This window comes from Candidatus Protochlamydia sp. R18, from assembly GCF_000648255.1.
Classification (GTDB): Bacteria; Chlamydiota; Chlamydiia; order Chlamydiales; family Parachlamydiaceae; genus Protochlamydia; species Protochlamydia amoebophila.
This window is the reverse complement of the sequence record NZ_BASL01000611.1, coordinates 49,745-70,654: the sequence shown is the minus strand read 5'-3', so window position 1 is coordinate 70,654 and position 20,910 is coordinate 49,745. Positions and strand designations below refer to the sequence as shown.

General features: G+C 31.9%; 14 protein-coding genes and 1 pseudogene. 11 read left to right on the top strand and 4 right to left on the bottom strand.

Going from position 1 to position 20,910, the window contains the following annotated elements; genetic code table 11:
* Window positions 1-68: 68 nt before the first annotated feature.
* Window positions 69-887, bottom strand: coding sequence for a glycosyltransferase family 92 protein (locus TY19_RS01375; RefSeq protein ID WP_226988455.1), 819 nt, complete (start codon window positions 885-887; stop codon window positions 69-71).
* Window positions 888-1,152: 265 nt separating this feature from the next.
* On the opposite strand from TY19_RS01375, the gene TY19_RS01370 reads away from it, so the two are divergent.
* Window positions 1,153-2,547 (top strand): protein kinase domain-containing protein, encoded by a 1,395-nt coding sequence (locus TY19_RS01370; RefSeq protein WP_042279371.1) that lies wholly within the window; start codon window positions 1,153-1,155, stop codon window positions 2,545-2,547.
* Window positions 2,548-2,578: 31 nt separating this feature from the next.
* Here the strand turns inward: TY19_RS01370 and trhA are convergent, their stop codons facing one another.
* Window positions 2,579-3,247 (bottom strand): PAQR family membrane homeostasis protein TrhA, encoded by a 669-nt coding sequence (trhA, locus tag TY19_RS01365; RefSeq protein ID WP_042279368.1) that lies wholly within the window; start codon window positions 3,245-3,247, stop codon window positions 2,579-2,581.
* A 454-nt stretch (window positions 3,248-3,701) separates the two neighbouring features.
* Between trhA and TY19_RS16100 the strand changes: the two genes are divergently transcribed.
* Window positions 3,702-3,845: a hypothetical protein gene (locus TY19_RS16100; protein ID WP_158383095.1), complete on the top strand. Its 144-nt coding sequence runs from the start codon at window positions 3,702-3,704 to the stop codon at window positions 3,843-3,845.
* A 1,071-nt stretch (window positions 3,846-4,916) separates the two neighbouring features.
* On the top strand, window positions 4,917-7,241 hold the full coding sequence (locus tag TY19_RS01350; protein ID WP_042279363.1) for a hypothetical protein: 2,325 nt from the start codon (window positions 4,917-4,919) through the stop codon (window positions 7,239-7,241).
* 34 nt (window positions 7,242-7,275) lie between these two features.
* Here TY19_RS01350 and TY19_RS01345 read toward each other — a convergent pair whose 3' ends face one another.
* The gene (locus tag TY19_RS01345; protein ID WP_042279360.1) at window positions 7,276-10,581 is read right to left on the bottom strand and encodes a hypothetical protein; all 3,306 of its coding nucleotides are present in this window, start codon (window positions 10,579-10,581) and stop codon (window positions 7,276-7,278) included.
* A 1,236-nt stretch (window positions 10,582-11,817) separates the two neighbouring features.
* Here TY19_RS01345 and TY19_RS01340 point away from each other — a divergent pair.
* The 4 genes from TY19_RS01340 to TY19_RS01325 all read left to right on the top strand — a co-directional run bounded on the left by TY19_RS01340 (window position 11,818) and on the right by TY19_RS01325 (window position 15,733).
* The gene (locus tag TY19_RS01340) at window positions 11,818-12,780 is read left to right on the top strand and encodes an alpha/beta fold hydrolase (RefSeq protein ID WP_042279357.1); all 963 of its coding nucleotides are present in this window, start codon (window positions 11,818-11,820) and stop codon (window positions 12,778-12,780) included.
* 455 nt (window positions 12,781-13,235) lie between these two features.
* Window positions 13,236-14,030 (top strand): pyrroline-5-carboxylate reductase, encoded by a 795-nt coding sequence (gene proC, locus TY19_RS01335; RefSeq protein ID WP_042279353.1) that lies wholly within the window; start codon window positions 13,236-13,238, stop codon window positions 14,028-14,030.
* Window positions 14,031-14,139: 109 nt separating this feature from the next.
* On the top strand, window positions 14,140-14,619 hold the full coding sequence (locus TY19_RS01330) for a peptidylprolyl isomerase (RefSeq protein ID WP_042279514.1): 480 nt from the start codon (window positions 14,140-14,142) through the stop codon (window positions 14,617-14,619).
* Between the two features lie 439 nt (window positions 14,620-15,058).
* The gene (locus TY19_RS01325) at window positions 15,059-15,733 is read left to right on the top strand and encodes a DsbA family protein (RefSeq protein ID WP_042279350.1); all 675 of its coding nucleotides are present in this window, start codon (window positions 15,059-15,061) and stop codon (window positions 15,731-15,733) included.
* A gap of 21 nt (window positions 15,734-15,754) precedes the next feature.
* Here the strand turns inward: TY19_RS01325 and TY19_RS01320 are convergent, their stop codons facing one another.
* Complete coding sequence (locus tag TY19_RS01320) at window positions 15,755-16,873, bottom strand: FUSC family protein (protein WP_042279347.1); 1,119 nt, start codon at window positions 16,871-16,873, stop codon at window positions 15,755-15,757.
* A 240-nt stretch (window positions 16,874-17,113) separates the two neighbouring features.
* On the opposite strand from TY19_RS01320, the gene TY19_RS19455 reads away from it, so the two are divergent.
* The 4 genes and pseudogenes from TY19_RS19455 (at window position 17,114) to TY19_RS11465 (ending at window position 20,871) form a co-directional block, all read left to right on the top strand.
* A complete protein-coding gene (locus tag TY19_RS19455) occupies window positions 17,114-17,299 on the top strand; it encodes a hypothetical protein (RefSeq protein ID WP_042279345.1) in 186 nt (61 codons plus the stop codon).
* A 118-nt stretch (window positions 17,300-17,417) separates the two neighbouring features.
* On the top strand, window positions 17,418-17,744 hold the full coding sequence (locus TY19_RS26685) for a hypothetical protein (protein ID WP_162831830.1): 327 nt from the start codon (window positions 17,418-17,420) through the stop codon (window positions 17,742-17,744).
* Window positions 17,745-18,592, top strand: a pseudogene (locus TY19_RS12560) (hypothetical protein); the annotation flags it as partial.
* Between the two features lie 506 nt (window positions 18,593-19,098).
* Window positions 19,099-20,871, top strand: a complete 1,773-nt coding sequence (locus tag TY19_RS11465) for a leucine-rich repeat domain-containing protein (protein ID WP_052354715.1) — start codon at window positions 19,099-19,101, stop codon at window positions 20,869-20,871.
* Window positions 20,872-20,910: the final 39 nt, after the last annotated feature.

Sequence of the window (20,910 nt, the reverse complement as noted above, 5' to 3'; positions counted from 1 at the left end):
CCGCGATTTTGGAACAGCAAGCTGGATGATTAATTTAAAAAGATATTCACATTTTTTTAATCTATGGTCTAATCTTTTTTTGATGATAAAATAGGATCATATTCAACATTCATAGCTGCTTCAAAAGCAATTGGCTCTTCCCCTCCCTCAAAAAACTTAAATCTTCGGGCAATTTTAACTTGATAAAAAAATTCCTTATCACGAGACCAGTAATGATTAATGCGAAGCTTATTGACCGAAAAAGAATTCCAATCAGAAAATGCTTTTGGCTGGTGATTTTCGTCAACAGCATTTTTTCCATTATGAAATATAAACCCATGAGGATTAAAACAATTTTTAATTTCTTCTGGTTTTGCGATCGTTTTAAAATGAAGGTTTGCTGGAAAATCAAGAGGAGCTCTCCAAATTAGAAGATCGAGCATTTTTTCGCTTTCAGAAATTTTTTCAACGTGGGAGGTTCCATACATAACCCAATTAACCACTACACCAGGAGCATATTTATATTCTTTTAATACTTCACACAAAGATAATCCTTCGACTGAAAAAAGAAATTCATCACTATCGAGAAAAGCACACCATTGATATTTTCCTTTCGATCTAAGTGCTGCATCCATATAGGCTCGACATTGAATGCGTGTCCAATCAGCTGCGGTGGCATATTCATAAGGCCAATTAATAACTTCGACTAAACCTCTATCTATGTATTTTTTAAGGATGTCTTGCCAATTTTCAGTACAGAAATGATTGTAAAGGAAAAAATGAGATGCCCCTTGGTTTTCGTGAAACTCGATCCATTCAGGAAGATATTTAGATTCATTTTGAAAGAGAGTACATATAGCTAAACTTTTTTGTGCCTCGATCCCTTCAATTTTTTGAAAGGCACACAAAATAAATATAAATATTAATTTTAATTTTGAATATTTACGATTTATATTATTAAACATAAAATTTAAATTTATTAATTTAAATATATGCATCTCATTGAAATAAAAAAATATTAATTTTTTATTTTAATTATTTAATGGTGCAATAAGGTTTGACTTTTTTAATTTAGTCGCTTATTTGATAAATATTCAAAATAAACTCTAAATCAGTCCCTGCTCAACTCTTGCTATTACTCGAACACTAAATTTTAGTCAAAAGGATCTATGTATGCAAATGCGGAATTGTTTATCAATGCCTTTAATGAATTATCGAAATAATTGCACAAGCTCTTCTTACACAGATCTTTCAAGCGAAAGCTCAACATTTTCTTTTTGTTCTATTGATAGTAAGGATTCCAGCTCTGATTTAGAAACTTTAACAAAAATAAAAGATTTAGCTCCATTGATTGTTAACGAATTCTCGGTAACTCAATCAACTTGGAAAAGTTCAAGGAATCATATTATTCAAGTTATTACATCTGCGATTACCGTAAAAAATGTGCAATTACACGCTTCAAAAACTTTGACTCCTTTTCTAAAGTTTTCTAACATTGATTTGTTACTTCAACTGCAAATTCCTTTAACAAAAACTCAACTTACCTCAACTTTTGAATTTCTTTCAGAAAATCTGCCTTTATTAAAACCAGCTACTATAACCGGTCCTATTTGGCATCAAATCGCGTTAACCGCACTCAATTCCTACTTCGATACAAATTTTTGTTTAGAAATTCACAATCATGCCATTTTTATTTTATTTTTATCTCATCCATCCACATTTATTAGTCAAGGAAGACACAAAAATGTTTATAAAATCTTTCAACTAACTGGGATACCTAAACTATATGCTGCGGCAATTACTACAATTTTAAAAAGGGATTCTGAGGCAAAAAAATTAAAAGAAATGCAAATCAATGAAGAACGTTTTCTTACAAATTTAGCTAGTAATCCACAAGTCGTTAAAACGTATTCCATTCATTACTATCCAGCAAATCTATCTTTTGATGAAAGGCAAGTCATTATCATGGAATATTGCCCTAAAGATTTAAGGGGACTACTTAACAATTTAATCGATGAAAGAGAAAAGCTCACAAGCAATCAAAAATATAATTGTATGTTCCAACTTTTACAATTTTTAAACGATTTTCATTCTAATGGTTATCTCCATCGTGATATTAAACCTGATAATATTCTTATTAAGAATTTACAACTTAAATTTATAGACTTTGGATATTCCTGTCATATAACGGAGAAAGAAAAATTAATGAGACGCTGCGGTACATTTCAATATTTACCTATAGAAATATTTGAAGATTTGGAAAGGCCATTTGGCCAGGAAAAAGACATGTGGGGAGCCGCTTGTATTATTTGGTTGCTCTTTTATAAAAGTTTATATCCTTGGTATAAAGCAATCTCATCTGACGAGAAATATTTAGACTTTTTAAAAAAAGAAATTTGTGATTTTAGACAAACGATTACTTCTTTAAAATCTCCAACGCCTCTTGACCATTTGTTGTTTAACTTATTGGATCCCGATCCTAGGACGCGTTGGACAGCAAGTCAAGCTTTTAAATACATATTGAAATACAAAAAAGCTTTCTGTGAAGAAGAATCTATTTGCATTTAAAAATAAAGGTTAAAAAACTAAGCTTAAATTTTTAGAGAAATAAAATTGCAAAAAAATGACATATACTTCCTCCCAACACAAAAAGATGCCAAATGGCATGAAAAAAGCGAATACGGTCTAATACATAGAAAATGACTCCGACCGTATAAAATCCTCCTCCAATAAAAAGCCAATATAAACCTTCGGAGGAGACGGAATTGAATAATGGCTCAAAAGCAATGATGATTAACCATCCCATTCCAAGATAAAGCCAGGTTGAGGCTGTCTTAAATCGCTGAATAAAAAAAGCTTTAGTAATGACACCAAAGCAGGCTAAAATCCAAACAATACTAAATAATAACCACCCCCAAAATCCCTGTAAGGCTATTAGTGTAAAAGGCGTATAAGATCCGGCAATAAGTAAATAAATTGCACAATGATCGACTTTTCTAAATAATTTTTTTAAAGAAGGATCTTTAAAAAAATGATAAAGAGTAGAAGCTAAATAAAGTAGAACTAATGTAGATCCGTAAATCAAAAAGTTTAAAGCTTTCCAATAATCTTCCATTGAAAATGACTTTATCATTAGGAAAATTAAGCCAAATAAACTTAACATTAAGCCCAGTCCATGGGTCAAATAATTCGCCCATTCATCTTTGAGAATAAGTCCTTGAGCCCATAAATAATCTTCGTTTTCAATGGTTTGTTCACTTTGTTTCATTAATCTCTTCAATTTAAATTTGATATAAATTTTTATAAAAAAACATTTTACAAAACAACCCAATATGAAGAAGAGAAAGGGCTTGAATTTTTTCTTTATTTGCTTTGCTTCACAAATGTCAAAAACGAAACAACAAGCATGTCAGACATGCAAATGCTGAAGAGTTGGAGCAAATAAATTCCTATTTTCTATAGTAAGAGTAAGTACAATTTATTAGAAAGAAGTGTTCTTATAGTTTCTTTTTTATTATTAAGGATATCAGAAAATTGTGAATCATGTTAACAAAAAAGCTTTGAAAAGAATAAAATAGGCAAAATGTTGAAAGTTTTGCCAAAATGATTGAGTATAGCCAGTCGATACCGTATGCAACAGCGAAAAATATCGACCGAGTACTCTGAGAAGCGCTTCCATAGAAATTTTATGGTATTTGTCTTTAACTAAACAGGATTCCTTTTTGCCCGCTTTATCCTGCCCCATTCTTCCACCAAAATCATTACAGTTGCAGGTCTTCCGACAAGTGACGCCTTCAAAAAAGCTCAAATGTTTAGAACTGGCAGAAGCCAATGAAAAAGAGCGGATAAAATCGACTTTGTTATGAATTTGGGTTGGCTAGAAGAAAAAAATTGAAGCAAAATTCAACTATCTTGTAGAACTTACTTTTCCTATTCGCCTTAAATTAATCAACTTAGAAACCTGCTATCTAAATAATGGAAAAAACTAACGGCTTGTAAAATAGCTTTGGATAAAGGAATTTCATTTGTCAAAATTTCTATAGGATTCGGTCCAGCCCTAGCAACAGCTGATGTTTAATTTATAAAAAATTTATTTTCACTAATTACATCTTCTGGAGACAGCTACGACTTGAAGTGTACTTTAAAATTTATTGAAGTTGGCGCTTCTTGATCGGCACTACTTCTGGGAGTTAAAATTATGCAATCTCTATCAAACTCCTAATAAAAATTTGTAAATCTTATAAAAGACCTGCAAATTTTTATCTTCTATCAAATCCATTTCAAATACTTAGCAAAAATAGGCTAAATAAAGTGAATTAATATGCTCCTTCTTTAAGGTGTGAACTTTGCTAGATAATTGAATAAAGACCTCTCTCAAAAAGATGTAGATTTGATTCACCCATGACACAAGCATATCAAAGGCTTCGGGGAAAAATAAATAGATGAGATAAAACAAAATCCCAAATAAAATAAAATTAAAAATAAAACGTATCATGTCAATTCTCCAAAAAGGTGCATGCTACTCAAAATTTCAAAAAAAATCATTAAATAAATTTTTTTATCCCTACTGACACTTTAAAAAACCTATTGATAAAAACAAGTATTTTTATATGGATATATCAAATATTAAAAACAATTAAAATTTAAATTTTTAAATAGAAATTATTATGCAATGATTTCTTATTCCTTTGATCGCAATTTAGAATAAAATGACATAAGCTGAGTTAATTATGCCAGGGAAATTGATTTGAAAATAAATTTAAAGGAAATGATGCATTAAATAGAAAGATTGTCAATTAAGGTGTTTTTTTCTCATTTGCTCCTAAAAGCATTCTTTTAGTATCGAAGTAAATGGATAATGAAAAAACAAACCCTCTTGATTAATAATCCTAAATGGCTTGTAATAAATTTTTTATCTTCTTCAAAAGGTTTGGTTTATGCAGTTTTCAACGATTTTTCAACACGTCGATCATTTGTTATTAGAGGCACCCAAGTTCTTAATAAAAAACGAAGAAAATAAAAAAACTTTTGCAGTTTTTTTAACGACACTATTACAAAATCCATGTTTAGATAATCGGCTCAATTTATCACCTATGATCATAGGAAAAGTAACCAAAAATATTAACCATACAAAAGAATTTATTTCTTATATTCAAAAATCTCTCAATATTGCTGCAACAAATAAATTAATAACAATCGAGGATGGTCTGCGATCTTTTAACAGCCTCCTTAAGCAAATCATCAAAGAAAGCATTTCTCTTAGCTTTTTTGAAATGTTGTCTGACCTCTCTCTTTCGTCCACTGATATGTATGAAATATTGAATGTGTGGAATGATATACATCCTCAACAATTTCTTGAGTTAGTGGAAAAGTATCAAAATCAAATTGTCAAGTCGCATATAAGTTCGGAACAAATGATTTCTTTGCTTAAAAAAAATAGCCAAATCCATCCCGAAACTTTGATAGCTATCATTGAACATCTTAAAATTGATGATCCTCGTCATCAAATTGAAATAATTCGCTATTTATTAGCTATTTATCCAGAGGAAATGCTTTATAAAATTGAAAATGTCAAATCTATTTCGTCGTTACAAAAGCTAGAATGTTATCTTAACGCAGTTTCTTTATATCCAAGATTGATTTCAAACTGGAAAGCTACTTTTTTCGCTAAAACAAGAGAAGAATTAGCTAAACAATCAAGCTTTATCTCGATTCTTAAGACATATGATCAAATCAAAATGGAAAGTGAAGCGGAAGAACTCGTTATTTCAAAACTTGAAAGTCAATGGGAAAAATGTTTTAAAGAAAAAGAATCTTTAAGTTCTCTTTTGTCTCAATGCAATTTTATGAATGAATTTTTCTATTCGAGGAAAGAATTGTGTATTTGGCTAGGATTTCTTTTGGAACATATTTCAACGTGCAATTTTTCACAAAAAGAATTAGCTTACGTTGCATCGATTGTTCCTCTCATTGCATCATCTGAATATTCTTTAAGATATCAACTCACAGCATATCTAATGGATCCTGAAATTATTCAAAAGCTCTTAAATCAATATCCCCTCAACCACTCCCCTTCTTTATTTCTCATAATTTACGACCTTTTTAAAATTCCTCAAGATTTATATGCTTCTTTTCAAAAGCAAAACCATCTCGTAAGCTTATCAACTTTACTATCATTACAACTATCGACCTGCTATACAACAAAGACTAAAAACCAACTTTTTGGCATTTTACAAGCTAGTGCAACTGCGCGGTTTTTCCTTTTTAATGTATATGCTTTGCGAGACTTACTGAGCCTCCAAGAACCAAAACTTTTTGAAAACAACTGCTTATCCTCCTTAAATTTGAAAGAGCTATTTTTTTCCATTTTTAATAATTATCTCCAGATAAAGGAATTAGATTTAGATGATTTTTTCGACCATTACATACGTACATTTGGGTCATTTCGAATTCCAGAAGCTTTAATTGTCTACGCAAAAACTTTACAAAACCTACCTAAAGCTAAAGAAAAAAAGATTGTTTTAAATTCCCTTAAGGAGCTCGTTTTAGATGTTTTTTCTGGAGAGTATGCAAAAAAAAGATATCGAGGAAATCTGAGCCCTCACCTTCACAATTTGCATAAGATCGATTCAAACTTGATGAATCTTTGGCAAGAAAATCAAATTAAGGGTTTAATTACCGATTTTTTAAATGCATCCCCGAGATTAACACTAAAGGGATGCGTTGTAGAAGAAACGGATCAAATCGAAGAAATTTTTATTTGCACAACAGAAGTTGCTGGAAGCTGCTTATCTGTCAGAGGTAATCCAGAAGACAATCAAAGTTTTTTAGCTATCCCTCTTGATGGGAAAAATAAAATATTTTGCATCAAAGAAAAGAGTGGAAAGAATGGCAAAATGATTGCCAGAGCTAAACTTAGTTTTTTAATAGACGATCAAGAAAATTGTGTTCTTTTACTAGATACTTTATTTAGTTCCCTTCCTTATGAAGAAAGTAAAACATCTTCCACTCCATATGAACAAATGGAAAAGGCGATTATGACTGCCGCCATTCAAAAAGCTAAAAAGATGAATTGCCCTCTTTTGAAAACCTACTCCTCTTCAGATCAAACCTATCCAACTTATCCTCGACCTATTCTTTCTCTAGGAGGAAGAGCTCCTATTGAATGTTGTAATGCTGTAGGAGCTCTAGGAGAGGATGAGCTTTGCCAAAGTAGCAAATTTACAATTTCAAAGACTCAAATCCTTTGGTCACCGAACTAATGTTGTAACTCAAGAGAGCTTATCTAAAGCTTCCTTAAGGCTTCCATATTGTGTTTGTCTTTTTGAGTATATATAAACCGGACAATTCTTCTGGGGTTCTTTCAATCGCTCCCTCTCCTTGTTCCTCAAGAGGATCAAATTTCTCTGATGGGGATCTATTGGGAGCCAAAGATTGCACTTGATGAGGATATTGTTCATAATCAACATCAAGCTGAGGTTTAACAGTAAATCCGCAAATCAAAGGAACCTCCAGCTTTTCAGCAACTTGAATTGAAGCTTCTAGTAATGCCTGATCGACAATTTGAGCTTCCTCTTGGTCTCCTGGCTTGCGAGTTCGAATTCCTTCCATGATAATCACAGGAGTTTTACCTTCCTCATCCCACAAAAGTCTTAGCATCACGCGTCCTTGCAAAGGTTGTTGAGGATCTTGAGTTGTTTTTACTGCCAACATTCTCGTTTTCCCATCAATCGCATTCCCTAGAATTGTCATCACGTCTATTGATTTACCTGTTTTAATATTTAAACAACTTCCAACAACCTCAGTTCCCATTTGCGCAAGATCTAAAAAGTCATCAGTAAAGAACACTTCATACTTGGCCACTTGCTGTTCATTAAGTACTTTACTTCCTGTTTTAGCAGTTTCTCCAAGCAGTTGTGAGACGGTTAAAGGTTTTTCTGAAAGGGGTTTTTTCCACTCTTCGATAAAATTATTTTGTTTTTTTTCTTCTAATTTTTTAGCTAAAGCTAATAAATGAGGACTTTTATTGAATCTTTCTTCAACAAATTGCCCTTCTACATCTTCTTTAAGAGCTTCAGCAAACATTTTGAGATGAGCATCTTTTTTATCAGAATCTAACATGTTTAATTTCACAGCAATATTTAAAACCCAACTGAAATCTCTAGACTTATTGATTTTTTCAATAAGCTGTAAAGAAATTGTATCGGATAAATGTCCCTTCATCAATTCAGATAAGCACTGCCCTCCTAGTCGATTTAATAATGTTTCATGATCTCCTTCGAATGCTTTTTCTAAACTTGCTTGACATAAATAATTAGCTCCTCCTAAGCGTAAAATTGCCTTTACACTGCTTAAATTTTTTTTTATTTGTGCTGGATTGAGCTCTACTTGGGAAGGAACTTTTCCTATGATAAAATCTACTAGGTATTTCTTTTCGCTTCCCGTTAAAAGAGAATCTCGATGAATGTCTTGTAAAGTTTCTAAAATGTTCGGTAAGTAATCCGTATCACTAATAAAGTCTTTATTTGTACCGAATAACTCCCCTAAATCTTTTTGGAAAGGATGATAAAATGAGGATACTTGTAACTTTATTAGTTTATGAGCTTCAACTTGTTTTTGTGTTGCCTTTAAATCTTCGATTAACTCGCATGCATCATCATCAGAAGATGGCTTCGATATATTTTCCATAAAGCGATTCATCAAAAAAAATCGAGCTTCGTCCGGTTTCCTCATAGTGGCAATTTGGATAATTAATGCTTGTATTTCTTTTTTTTCTAATAATTCCCGAAATTTGTTTTGATCACCTTTTTTTGGTATATTGTCTATCAAATAAGCAATCGAAAATAAGCTTTTTGCTAAAGCATAATCATTCTTGGTCTCTTTCAGCTTTTCTAAAATTGAAGCTAAATTAGGATATTCTTCTTCGAAGATGTCTAAAGTTTTTTTATTCGTTTCTTCATTCACACCTTTGATCGCATTTAAATTGAAATTTGTTAGAATTTTAACCAATAAAGAATCACTAACGTCGGAAAATTTTTCAAAATCTTTTTTGATTGCTTCAATTGCCTCATCAAAAGGAATTTTATCGAGATTCTCTAAAATATATTCAATCCTTTCGCTAGGTTTTTGTTGGTTACCAGTATCAATACGTGTCAAAGCAAGCTGCTGTGTAGAGGGATCGCTCAATAACGCATCTAAATATTCTTCTTTCTTTTCTTTTCTCCAACTTGACGAAATATCAGAGTAAGTAGTTGCTTCCGCACGTCCTTCTTCTCTTTGCAAAGCTAGCAAACGTGGGGTGTCTATTTTGTAAGTAACTTCCGTTATAGAGTACATATTTTCAATAAAATAAGTGTGATCTCTTTTGTTGATAGCTACTAAACAAGAAAACGCATTTTCGTCTAGCGATTCCTCAAATCCTTGGTCTATCAGGTTAAACATTAAATCCTGTAATTGTGTTTCTTCAAATTCCTTAAAATCTTTCGTTTGAGCCACCACATTTCTTACAACTTCTAATTGTTTATCAATCTTGAAGTTATCCTTGTGAGACCCATGTTCTCCAAATAGGGTCAATAATAACTGTGGTTTGACGATGCACAGATGCGAAGCAAAATGGCAATTTACTTGAGGGTTGGTTAAAGCTTCTTTAATCTTTACGTTTGCAAGATAATCATTTTTTTCCATATCGCAAGTTTTTAACAACAAAGGAAGTTGTTTTGCTAAATCTTCTAAGGATAAGCCTAATTTTTCGTGAAACTCCAGAGCTTCCTCTAATTTCACTTCTTCTTTAGTACTCAAAAAATTTTGAAAGAGAATAGATCTGTTTTCTGAAGGTAAAGTACATTCTTCGGCAATTTTTATTCCTTCTTCTGGACTAGCTGGCTTAAACTGCTGAATAACATCGTCTATTATACCTTTGCTATTATTATACTTATTTATGATAGATATTTTATCATCAATATCGGAAGTGTTTGTTATTTTAAATTTAACAATTTCATCTAAATCTTCTTTTTTTAATTGCCTGTATCCGGATAATTTATTTGCGATTTTTAAGAATTCTTTTGTATTTAAAGTATTTATTTCTTTAATCAATTCTTTGTTAATACCAGATCTATCTTTAATTGTAATTTTTTTATCAATTATTTTTTCAATTGACTCAAAGTCTAATTTTTCTTCTTTTAATTTTTCTTCGATAATTTTATTAAATAAATCTGAATCCGAAATATTCTTTACGATATCTTCAATTGAACAGTTAGCTAATATTGTTGAAATTTTTTCTATAAACTCTTTACAATTTTTTCCTTCTGTTTTATCATCACTAATAACCTTTTCTCTTATAGCTATTCTACTTATACAAACTAACCTATTACAAACTAATAAAACATTTTCCTTTCTTCCCTCTTTATTTTTTATATATTTCTCAATACGATCAACATCTTTAGACGTTATACTTCCTTCTAAAATATATTTATTTAATTTACCTACCCATTTTTCTGATTGTGGCTCTAATAATGTTTGATGTTCTTCTAACTTACCTATATTTGTAGATTCTTTGTTCCATAAATTCAATGACTCTTTTGAAAAATAACTTTCTGTATTCATAAATATACCACTTGTTAATAGTGTTATATTTTAATTATAATCTATTATTTATTTAATTATTAAATAAATAATAGATTAAAAAGCATTATTTATTTAAAACATTAATTATCAAATTGTTTATTCATATTTTTTAATATTATAATTTTTTATAAATTATAAAATAAAATAGCTTCAATACAAATGAAATTTGTTTACTCATTGATTATGGAAAGTTATGAAAATAGAAGACTTTATGGACAGATTTCCTATCGAACTTTTTTAATTAAAAGTTGCTATAGAAAACAAATAGGTAAACAAAATAAATAGAGGAAAAGAATTCTATCTAAAAAATTAGAAATGGCTAAAAAGATGATAAATTAAAGGGACTAATTTTTTGCGAATTTTTATTATTTTTCCTATATACATCGCCAAAAATTGTCTTGTTGCAGCGCGGAAAACAAAGCCATAACGCTTAGTTTTTTTTGTTACAGCTTCATTATCGTTCATCAAGCTCAACTTCAGTTACTTCAATCTCTTCCATATAAATTACATTTGCATTTAAAGACTTTGAGTGTGCTTTAATGATTTTATTTATAAACTTTAACAACCATGACATGGGAGCATCAAAAATTCTGCCAATTTCCTCTAATAAAACTCTTCCAAATAATTCTTACCGCATTCGCCCTGATTTTTTTCTGAAATTATTTTGTTTTGTAGATGGATCGCGAACTGTCTTGCACGAGAAAGACATAAATGATTTTATTTTCCCTTATAGATGAACCCATTCTTTTTGCCTGTTATGGATTGGCAATTGAAGCATGTCAATGTGTCATTGAGACTTCCTTCGCAAAAAAATAAGTAAGAAACTTCATTTAGCGCGCAAAGTCAAACCAATTTTCCTAATGTATTAGTTTTTTAAAATTATTCTATATTGATTGAGGCATTAAATATTAAAATATTAAACAAAATTATTTTAATTAAAATAAATCCAATAAAAATTTTTAAATAAGTTGTTAGGCTGTCAATTTTTTTTCAAAGGATTGGTGTTTTTTTTGGAAATATTATACATACAATTTTAGGCTTGAATAGAGTAGAATCTTGTTTCTTTGTTACACTCTAAACCTTATTTAATACGAGTTTGAAAATCTCTTGATCTAAGTTTGCACTCTTTGTCGAAAGTGAAATCGCAAGAAAGGCTTTATCCGATTTAGCCACCCTAAGTATGATTAACTAAAGTTTTTTGTTTGTGAGCATAAAATGAGAAAATTTCTTTATCGTTTCATTTTTCCAAGTTTTACTATTTTGGCAGTGTTATTTACCTTGTACTTTTTTACAGCTATTTCCTTGTTGGAAGCGGAAAAACAAGACGAGCTAAAAAAAGGAAAATTATTTTGGGAATGGCAAACTCCGCAAGGAAATTGGCAAGTCCATTACACTGAACATGGATCTGGCTCTAAACATCTTTTACTTATTCACGGTTTTCGTGCTCATTCTTTTACTTGGAGGTACCTAATAGAGCCTCTAACACAAGCTGGTTATCATGTTTGGACAATTGATCTAATCGGATATGGATTAAGTGATAAACCCTTAAATGCTGCGTATGATGCCGATTTCTTTATCGACCAGTTAAAATCTTTTATGGATGCAAAACAAATTTCTTCCGCTCATTTAATTGGAAGTTCAATGGGAGGTGGCTTAGCTTTAAATTTAACATTAGATTATCCCGAAAAAGTGAGCTCTTTAACATTGATTAATGCTTTAGGATATCCTCTTGATCTTCCTTTTTATCTTTATTTAACAAGGCACCTTGACCCCTTATGGTTTTCCTTTGTTTCTCCGCCAGTCATCAGGATTGGATTGAAGCAAATTGTATTTGATCCAGATACTGTCTCTGAGGAACAAGTTTTAGCTTATTCTTTCCCGTATCAATTTCCAGGCGGAACACAGGCGTCCTTAACAACCTTAAAACAATTTGACAAACAAAAGTTAGTCGATTTAAGCCAACGGTACAATTCTCTCAAACATCCTTTGTTAATTATTTGGGGAGATAAAGACAAATTAATTCCCCTTACCCATTATGAAAGATTTGTTAAAGAATTTCCACAAGCCGATTGTCTTTTAATTCCTAACTGTGGCCATATCCCTCATGAAGAAAAACCCATTTTGGTAACAGAAACGATTTTAGAGTTTCTTGGCAAACATATTGATCGTTCAAATTAGCGATTAAAACCTTTCTATTTGCTGAGTTATTTCCCAAACTTAATCATAGAAGTTTTATTTCACTAATAAAAAAGGCATGTTGAATGTGTCCATTCAATAAATGTTTGATACAGAATGACTGACTTGAGAATGTAACATCATTTCATTAGCTAAATCTCCAAACTTTTTTGTTAATTCTTTAATGAAAGAGTCTAAATTTTTTCTTTTAAACTAAATGTTTTTGCAACTGGCAAGACCGATATAACTAGTCACTCCTGTAACAAAAACACGCATGGTTACCTCTCCGAAAATTTTAATGATCTTAATTTTAGATATTGGTATGTTGTGTGACAATTTGCTATTCATACAATGTTTTTTTTAAACTTTTTTTCACCTCTCATAAAATCATCGATGTTTACCAAAATGACTTTTAACTAATTACTTTGCAAATGTCCATTAAGATTGAGGAGACAAAAATGCATATCACAATTATTGGCTGTGGAAATATGGGTTCTGGAATTGCCAAAAGGTTGTCTATGAATCATCAAATTTCTTTATATGATCATTATCCTGCCACCGCAGAATCTTTAACTAAACAAATACAAGCAACCGCTTATGCAGATCTTTTTTCAGCTATTGAAGAAGCGGACTTAATTCTTGTGGCTGTCAAACCTCAAAATTTAGACGATTTAGCAGAACGATTAGCTCCCCTACTCAAACCCCATCAAACTATTGTAAGTATTTTAGCTGGAATAAATTATAAAACATTAAAACATCGTTTCTCTCAATCGATTGTTGTAAGAATGATGCCTAATCTAGCTTTAATTCACGGAAAAGGAGTCATTGGATTAGTTGAGAATGATCAATTAACTGATAAGCTAAAAATGCAGTTAAAAGCTCTTTTTGATCCATTAGGTTCAGTTTATTGGTTTCCAGAATCTAAAATTGATGCATTAACGGCTCTAACTGGATCTGGACCAGCTTTTATATTTGCTCTTGTTGAATCCATGATTGAAGCTGGAATTTATATGGGATTTCAAATGACGGACGCGAAGTCCCTCATTTTCCAAATGCTTAAAGGAAGCCTAGCACTCTTAGAAACAACTGATAAACATCCAGCAGATTTAAAATGGCAAATTACTTCACCTGCAGGAATGACAATTGAAGGATTAAAAACTTTTGAAGATTACGGTGTTAGAAGTGGGATCATCCATACTTTTCTTGCTTCTTTCAATAAAATAAAACAAGTTTCTGATTCTTTAAAGAATTAGAATAACAATTTAAAAATGAGGGAAAATGAATTTATTCACTTTTACTTTTTTTACACTTTCAACTTTTCTTATTCATACCTTAACTCCCCTACAAGCTAAAGAGGAATCTATGCCTAATCAACCTATTGCTCAAATTGAAACTACTCAAGGAACAATTGAAGTCGCTTTAAGACCTGATGTTGCTCCTAAAGCAACAGAAAATTTTATTAAGCACGCGAAAGACGGTTATTACAATGGAGTTATTTTTCATCGAGTAATCAAAAGTTTTATGATTCAAGGAGGAGATCCAACAGGAACCGGCCGTGGAGGGGAATCGATTTGGAATAAACCTTTTGAAGATGAGGTTTCTGATAACGTAAAGTTTGATCGCCCAGGCTTATTAGCAATGGCAAATGCTGGCCCAAAAACTAATGGAAGCCAGTTTTTTATTACCACAGCTGCTACACCTTGGTTGAATAAAAAACATACGATTTTTGGAGAGATCATTAAAGGTTATGATGTCGTTCAAAAAATCGAAAACACTCAAACAGGTCCTGGAGATCGTCCAGTGGAAGAACAAAAAATTATCAATATTACTATTAAAGAGTAAACTTTGTAAAAGGATTCAGCATCGCTTAAATTCTGAGTCGATGCTGAATTAGAATGAATTTTCAACTCATTGATCATGAAATTATCTTAAGTTAAGAAATTTATTTTCAATTTTAACAAGTCTTTACACTTTTATGCTTCAAAATAGACATTTTTTGATCAAACAGAATGTTATCAAAAGAACAGAAGATTAGCTAAAAATAATTATTTATTAAATCTAGGAATTTGCTAACGTCAACGTATTGAAGAAGGGTTTTTACAAACTCAACGCTAACTTCAATAAAAATCTGAAGCTTTAGAGTATATTTTAAGTTTATTGTATAACTCTTGGAAAAGATTGCCATTTATGCAAATATAAACCATATATTACAAATTTGAGTTATCAAAATTGTCATCATTATTTTTGATGATTACGATTGAATTAATTCTCAGGAGGTTATATGAATTTTCACACATTCAAGTCTATCGCCCTTCATTTTATATTCAGTTTCTTTCTTCTCATGAGTATAGACTTAACAGCAAAGGAAGAAATTTGTGAAAAAAACTTAAAACAACGTGTTGTCCTCGGTAAAAGTGATAGCCCTATCGAAATTTATATTGTCTCAGACTGGTTTTGCAGGTCTTGTAAAAAATTAGAACCTAGATTAGAAAATCTGTATGATAAATTTAAAAATAAAGCGGCATTTTATTTCATTGATTATCCAATCAATCGTCAAAGCTCTAATTTTTCTCCTTATCACCTCTCATTTTTGATTTTTGAAAAGAAAAACTATCTCAAAGCTCGCCAAGCCTTAATCTGTTTAACAAAAGAAAATCAAAAACCCACAGATTCTGACGTTGAAAAAATAGCTAAATGTAATAAGTTAAATTTTCAAGAACTTGCCTACGAAGATATTAGTAAGGGGATTGATTTTTTTGATTCAATTGTCAAAAAGTATCAAATCAACGCAACTCCCTCAGTGATCGTTGTCAATAAAAATAATAAGCAATTTGAAATTTTTAAAGGTGGACAAGCAAAAGAAGAAGCAATTTCTGAAGCAATCGATGTTTTGGAAGGTAAAGCCAAACCAAAAAAGAAGTCCTGGTTTAAAAGTATTTTTGGATTTTCAAACTAATGTTGATAAGACCATGAGAAGCTAATCATGGTTGATTTTGTTAACATCTTGATGAATAATCTTTTGTAATTGTTGCAATTCATCCAAAATCGATTTCAAATTATAGAAAAAAACAAAATAAGTCTCCACTCGATCAAGACTGTATTTTTTTGTGTTTTTTGTTTCTCTAAAACGAACAAGTTGGTTGTTCAACGCCTCTTGTAACAAGGGAATTTGAGAATAGTTATACTGCGTATCGCCTGTTTTCAAATTCTCCGACAAATCTTTCAATATGAAATCAATTTGTTCATTCAAATGACAAACTTCTCTTTTTAATTCTTCATCAAAAATCTCTTCCAACACAGAATTAAAAACTTTTTTTAAATCTTTTACATTTCCCCAAAGTCTCTCCAAAGCTCTTAACAAGTCCACCCAAAGAGTAACAGGTGAAAATCCAACAAATAATTCAATTTTTGATTCTTCCAAATTTACATGAATTTGGTTAAATGTTTGGTCAACATCGTTTAAAAGACTTTTTAAAATTGCATCACTTTTATTTAAATGATCAGCCGAAACTACAATGTATTCATAAGCTTGTCTAATTTGATTGAGAACATCTGACATTTGTTTTTGCATAACTGTGAATGCTTGTGATGGCCAAACAGCTTTAGCAATAAAGACCGCTACCCCCAATCCAATGCAAGTATCTAAAAAACGGTAAAAAGCATAAGCCCAAGGACTTAAGGTAGGATGCATTCCCCAAGGAATGATAATAACTGCCACTGATAAACAAGCCATTCGATAGCTCTCTTTTAACCCGCATAAAAAACTGATTATCGAGGTAGTAAAAACAGCCATTCCTAAAACAAAAGGATGAGCTCCCCATTGAGAGGCGAAAAAAGCCCCTATCGCTGATCCCACTAAGACTCCAAAAAATCGATTCCAAATTGCTTTATATGTCCCTCCTAAAGTGGGCAACGAAGCGAAAATAGAGGCGATGACACACCATAGCCCGCTTGTAAAAATATCAGGATGTTTAATATATCGATCTAACTCATGGCAAACATATAAACTGGTTAAAGCAGCTAAGCTGATTTTAAAAGATAATTTAAAATTGATCTGATTTAAATGGGTTTTCCAGCTATTTTGAATTTTTTGCATGATTTATCTCAAAAGTTTAAAAAGGTTAAGCTTGCTTCGCTATGATATGAAGTTTATTTGAAATAAAAATTCCCTATTTACTTACTTCCTGTTTTTTCTTACAGCTTTTCTAATTTCCTCAAAATATTAGATTCAGCTCAAATACAATGTAACTGAGGATGACTTATTTGTTTTTTTATTCCCCAATAAATTGTAATTTGTATAATTGAAAGTAGATCTCTCTTTCTTTTTAGGTATCAAATGGATAATCCAAACAATTTTAAGCAAAAACTTTTGGCCCTAAAAAAATCTAAAAAAATTCCTGTAGTAAATCAATCTAGCCAGGCAGAGTTGACAATAGAAGAGATGGGTAAAAGAATCGCTAAATCCAAAAAGCCCAAAGTACACTCTTTTTCCAATCCTGTAAACGGCAACACATTATATTAACGCCAGTTTAACGTAAGCTACCTTCGGGCTATATTCTGAAGGATCTTTGTTGAAAAAAGGCCTCTTTTCTGTTAGAAGATTTTGTTTTCCAGAACAAAAACTAAGGAAAGAGGTCAAAATGAACGAGATAGAGATGATCAAACTGTTTTGTCTTGTTGATGATTTTTCTAATAGATTTCACCAAATGTGTTCCCAAAAACAAATGGAGTATACGAAAAGAAACATCCGCAAAAAAACTTTTAAAACATCCTTAAGTGAAGTGCTAACGATTTTGCTTCTCTTTCATCGTTCCAATGACAGAACATTTAAACACTTCTACTTAAACCATGTAAAAACAACTTTAAAATATTTATTCCCTCATCTTGTTGGGTACCCAAGATTTGTTCAACTCACCTCTGAAGCATTTTTTCCTATGTTTTGCTTTACCCAAGAACACCAAAGGTAATTGACAGAAGTGGCGAAGAATTTAGGAAAACAGCTGATAGATGGGTACAAAAAATACAGAAATTTGAACCCTTTAACTCCACTGAAGAGAGCTTAATCGAATTAAAAGAACTTTTAAATTTTGCACATCGCTGTCAATTAAATACATTGAAGAATTATTTAGAATTCACCGTTGTGAGCAAATTATTAAACCAGACTTCTCAGCTAACGGAATTTGAAAAAATTTTAAATCATTTCTCAAATGAGATAGAAGCACTCAATTTTTCGGAGAATACTTATTTAACAGATGCCCATCTTTTAGCATTAAAAGGTTGTAAAAATTTAAAAATACTTCATTTAGAGAAATGTTGGGATCTCACCGATGATGGATTAGCGCATTTAACACCCTTAACGTCTTTGCAGCATCTAGATTTAAGCTCTTGTAAGAAACTCACTGATGAGGGATTAGCCCATTTGACAACCTTAAGGTTTTACAGCGTTTAATTTGAGCTACTGTGAGAATCTCACTAAGGATGGATTAGCCTATTTGACAACTTTAACAGGTTTGCAGGGTTAGCGCATTTAACACCCTTAATTGCTTTACAACATTTAGAGCTGATAACGGCTTTGCAGTATCTAGATCTAAGCCATTGCTGGAATCTCACTGATGCAGGATTAGTCCATTTGAAACTCTTAACGGGTTTGCAGCATCTAAATCTAAGCCTATGCTATAATCTCACTGACGATGGATTAGCCCATTTGGCACCCTTAACGGGTTTACAGCATCTAAATCTGAATGGTTGCTATCAACTTACTGATGAAGGATTAGACCATTTTAAAACTTTAGCAACTTCACTCAATTTAGAAATTGTTAAGTAAAAAAACCTTAATAAAAAGCAGGAATTCTAGCGCCGAAAATAAAAGAGTACTTTGTCCTAAGAAAATAAAGGATAAAATTTCATTAAAGTTTATCGACTCTCAACGAGACGCTTCTCTAAGAAAAATATCCACGATAAGATGTATTATAGGATGGAAATTGAGCTTACAGACCAATTTTATTAGCGGCAATTTTCGTCCACATATTTCCTGATCAAATATGCCCTTTAATTGTATCAGAGATTTTATAAGTTGCTTATTTCCTAATCCTATCATCTCGCAGGCTTAAGGCACTTTCAAATCAAAAACTAAGGAGTTTATGTTTGAACCATATTGATCCTTATTTAGTTTTTAATAGTTCTTTATTGATAAAATGAAACTTTCTCTTTAAATGTGGCTGCCTATTTTAACTTATTAATATTGCAATAATTTTTATCTATCCATCATATTGTTAAAACATCTATAAATTAAAATTTATTTCACTTACTTGGATGGTCATTTTGAATATTTCTAATTTTGGGTTTAACCCTAGTCTTCTTGCCAATACAACGATTCCATCTTACTATCCCCCTCAAGACATTAATGATCAACTTGAGAATGAAAATACTCCCTTAGACAATCCTTTGCCTAATCTAGAAGAAACTAATGCACCAACGATTCCAACTCCTGCTCTTTCACCTTCATCTGAACAAGTTCAACTAAGCTTTCAAGAGGGAACTTCTCTAACTATTTCTCATTCTCAGCTAGCTTTGTTAAAGGAAAAATCACACTACTTTAACAATCTGTGGTCGGGGCAATTTCAAGAAACCCTGCAACATCCTTTGGCTTTGACACAAAAAGACTTTACGCTTTTGCTTAATTGCCTAACGAATCCTAAGTTTGAAATTCCCTTGGAAGAGATCTCTTCTTCTATTCAATTCGCCGATTATTATGGACTGACAGAAGTGGTAAAAAATTTAGAAGAACAACTGATAGAGGGATATAAATCTCAAAGATTTGAATCCTTTAACTCCACTGAAGAAAGTTTAATCAGATTAAAAGAGATTTTAAATTTCGCGCAGCAATGTCGATTAAGCACTTTGAAAAACTATTTAGAATTGACCGTTGTGAGCGCCTTATTAAACCAGACCATTCAGTTATCGGAGTTTGAAAGAATTATAAATCATTTGTCAAATGAGATAGAAGCACTCAATTTTTTGGAGAATACTCATTTAACAAATGCTCACCTTTTAGCATTAAAAGATTGTAAAAATGTAAAAGTCCTTTATTTTAAGAAATGTCGGGATGTCACTGATGCAGGGTTAGCCCATTTGACAACCTTAACGGCTTTGCAGCATCTAGGTTTAAGCGATTGCGAAAATCTCACTGATACAGGGTTAGCCCATTTGACAACCTTAACGGCTTTGCAGCATCTAGATCTAAGCGGATGCTGGAATCTCACCGATTCAGGATTAGTCCATTTGACACCTTTAGTGGATTTGCAGCATCTAGGTTTAAGCGATTGCGAGAATCTCACCGTTGCAGGATTAGCGCATTTGACATCTTTAACGGCTTTGCAACATCTAGATCTAAGGAATTGCTATAACCTTACCGATGCAGGATTGGCGCATTTAACACCCTTAACAGCTTTGCAGCATCTAGATTTAAGCTGTTGCTATAACCTTACTGATGCTGGATTAGCCCATTTGACACCCTTAACAGCTTTGCAGCATCTAAATCTATGCTGCTGTAGAAAACTTACCGATGCAGGATTAGCGCATTTAACACCCTTAACAGCTTTGCAGCATCTAGATTTAAGCTATTGCTATAACCTTACTGATGCAGGATTAGCCCATTTGACACCCTTAACAGCTTTGCAGCATCTAAATCTAAGCGAATGCTGGAAACTTACTGGTGCAGGATTAGCGCATTTAACACCTTTAGTGGCTTTGCAACATCTAAATCTAAGCAAGTGCAATAACCTCACCGATGCAGGATTAGTTCATTTGGCACCTTTAACCGCTTTGCAGCATCTAAATCTAAGCTGGTGCAAGAATTTCACCGATGCAGGGTTAGCCCATTTAACACTCTTAACGGCTTTGCAATCTCTAGATCTAATTGGCTGTAATAACCTCACCGATGCAGGATTAGTCCATTTGACACCCTTAACGGCTTTGCAATATCTAGATCTAATTGGCTGTAAGAATCTCACCGATGCAGGATTAGAACGTTTTAAAACTTTAGCAGCTTTACCCAATCTAACAATAAAACTAGAAACCTGGCGTCGAAAATAAAAGAGTACTTTGTCCTAAAAAGATAGTAGATATAAGAAT

Coding starts and splice junctions, on each gene's coding strand:
- TY19_RS01370 (WP_042279371.1), top strand. CDS start 1,153: ATGCAAATGCGGAATTGTTTATCAATGCCTTTAATGAATTATCGAAAT.
- trhA (WP_042279368.1), bottom strand. CDS start 3,247: ATGAAACAAAGTGAACAAACCATTGAAAACGAAGATTATTTATGGGCT.
- TY19_RS01350 (WP_042279363.1), top strand. CDS start 4,917: ATGCAGTTTTCAACGATTTTTCAACACGTCGATCATTTGTTATTAGAG.
- TY19_RS01345 (WP_042279360.1), bottom strand. CDS start 10,581: ATGAATACAGAAAGTTATTTTTCAAAAGAGTCATTGAATTTATGGAAC.
- TY19_RS01340 (WP_042279357.1), top strand. CDS start 11,818: ATGAGAAAATTTCTTTATCGTTTCATTTTTCCAAGTTTTACTATTTTG.
- proC (WP_042279353.1), top strand. CDS start 13,236: ATGCATATCACAATTATTGGCTGTGGAAATATGGGTTCTGGAATTGCC.
- TY19_RS01330 (WP_042279514.1), top strand. CDS start 14,140: ATGCCTAATCAACCTATTGCTCAAATTGAAACTACTCAAGGAACAATT.
- TY19_RS01325 (WP_042279350.1), top strand. CDS start 15,059: ATGAATTTTCACACATTCAAGTCTATCGCCCTTCATTTTATATTCAGT.
- TY19_RS01320 (WP_042279347.1), bottom strand. CDS start 16,873: ATGCAAAAAATTCAAAATAGCTGGAAAACCCATTTAAATCAGATCAAT.
- TY19_RS19455 (WP_042279345.1), top strand. CDS start 17,114: ATGGATAATCCAAACAATTTTAAGCAAAAACTTTTGGCCCTAAAAAAA.
- TY19_RS26685 (WP_162831830.1), top strand. CDS start 17,418: ATGAACGAGATAGAGATGATCAAACTGTTTTGTCTTGTTGATGATTTT.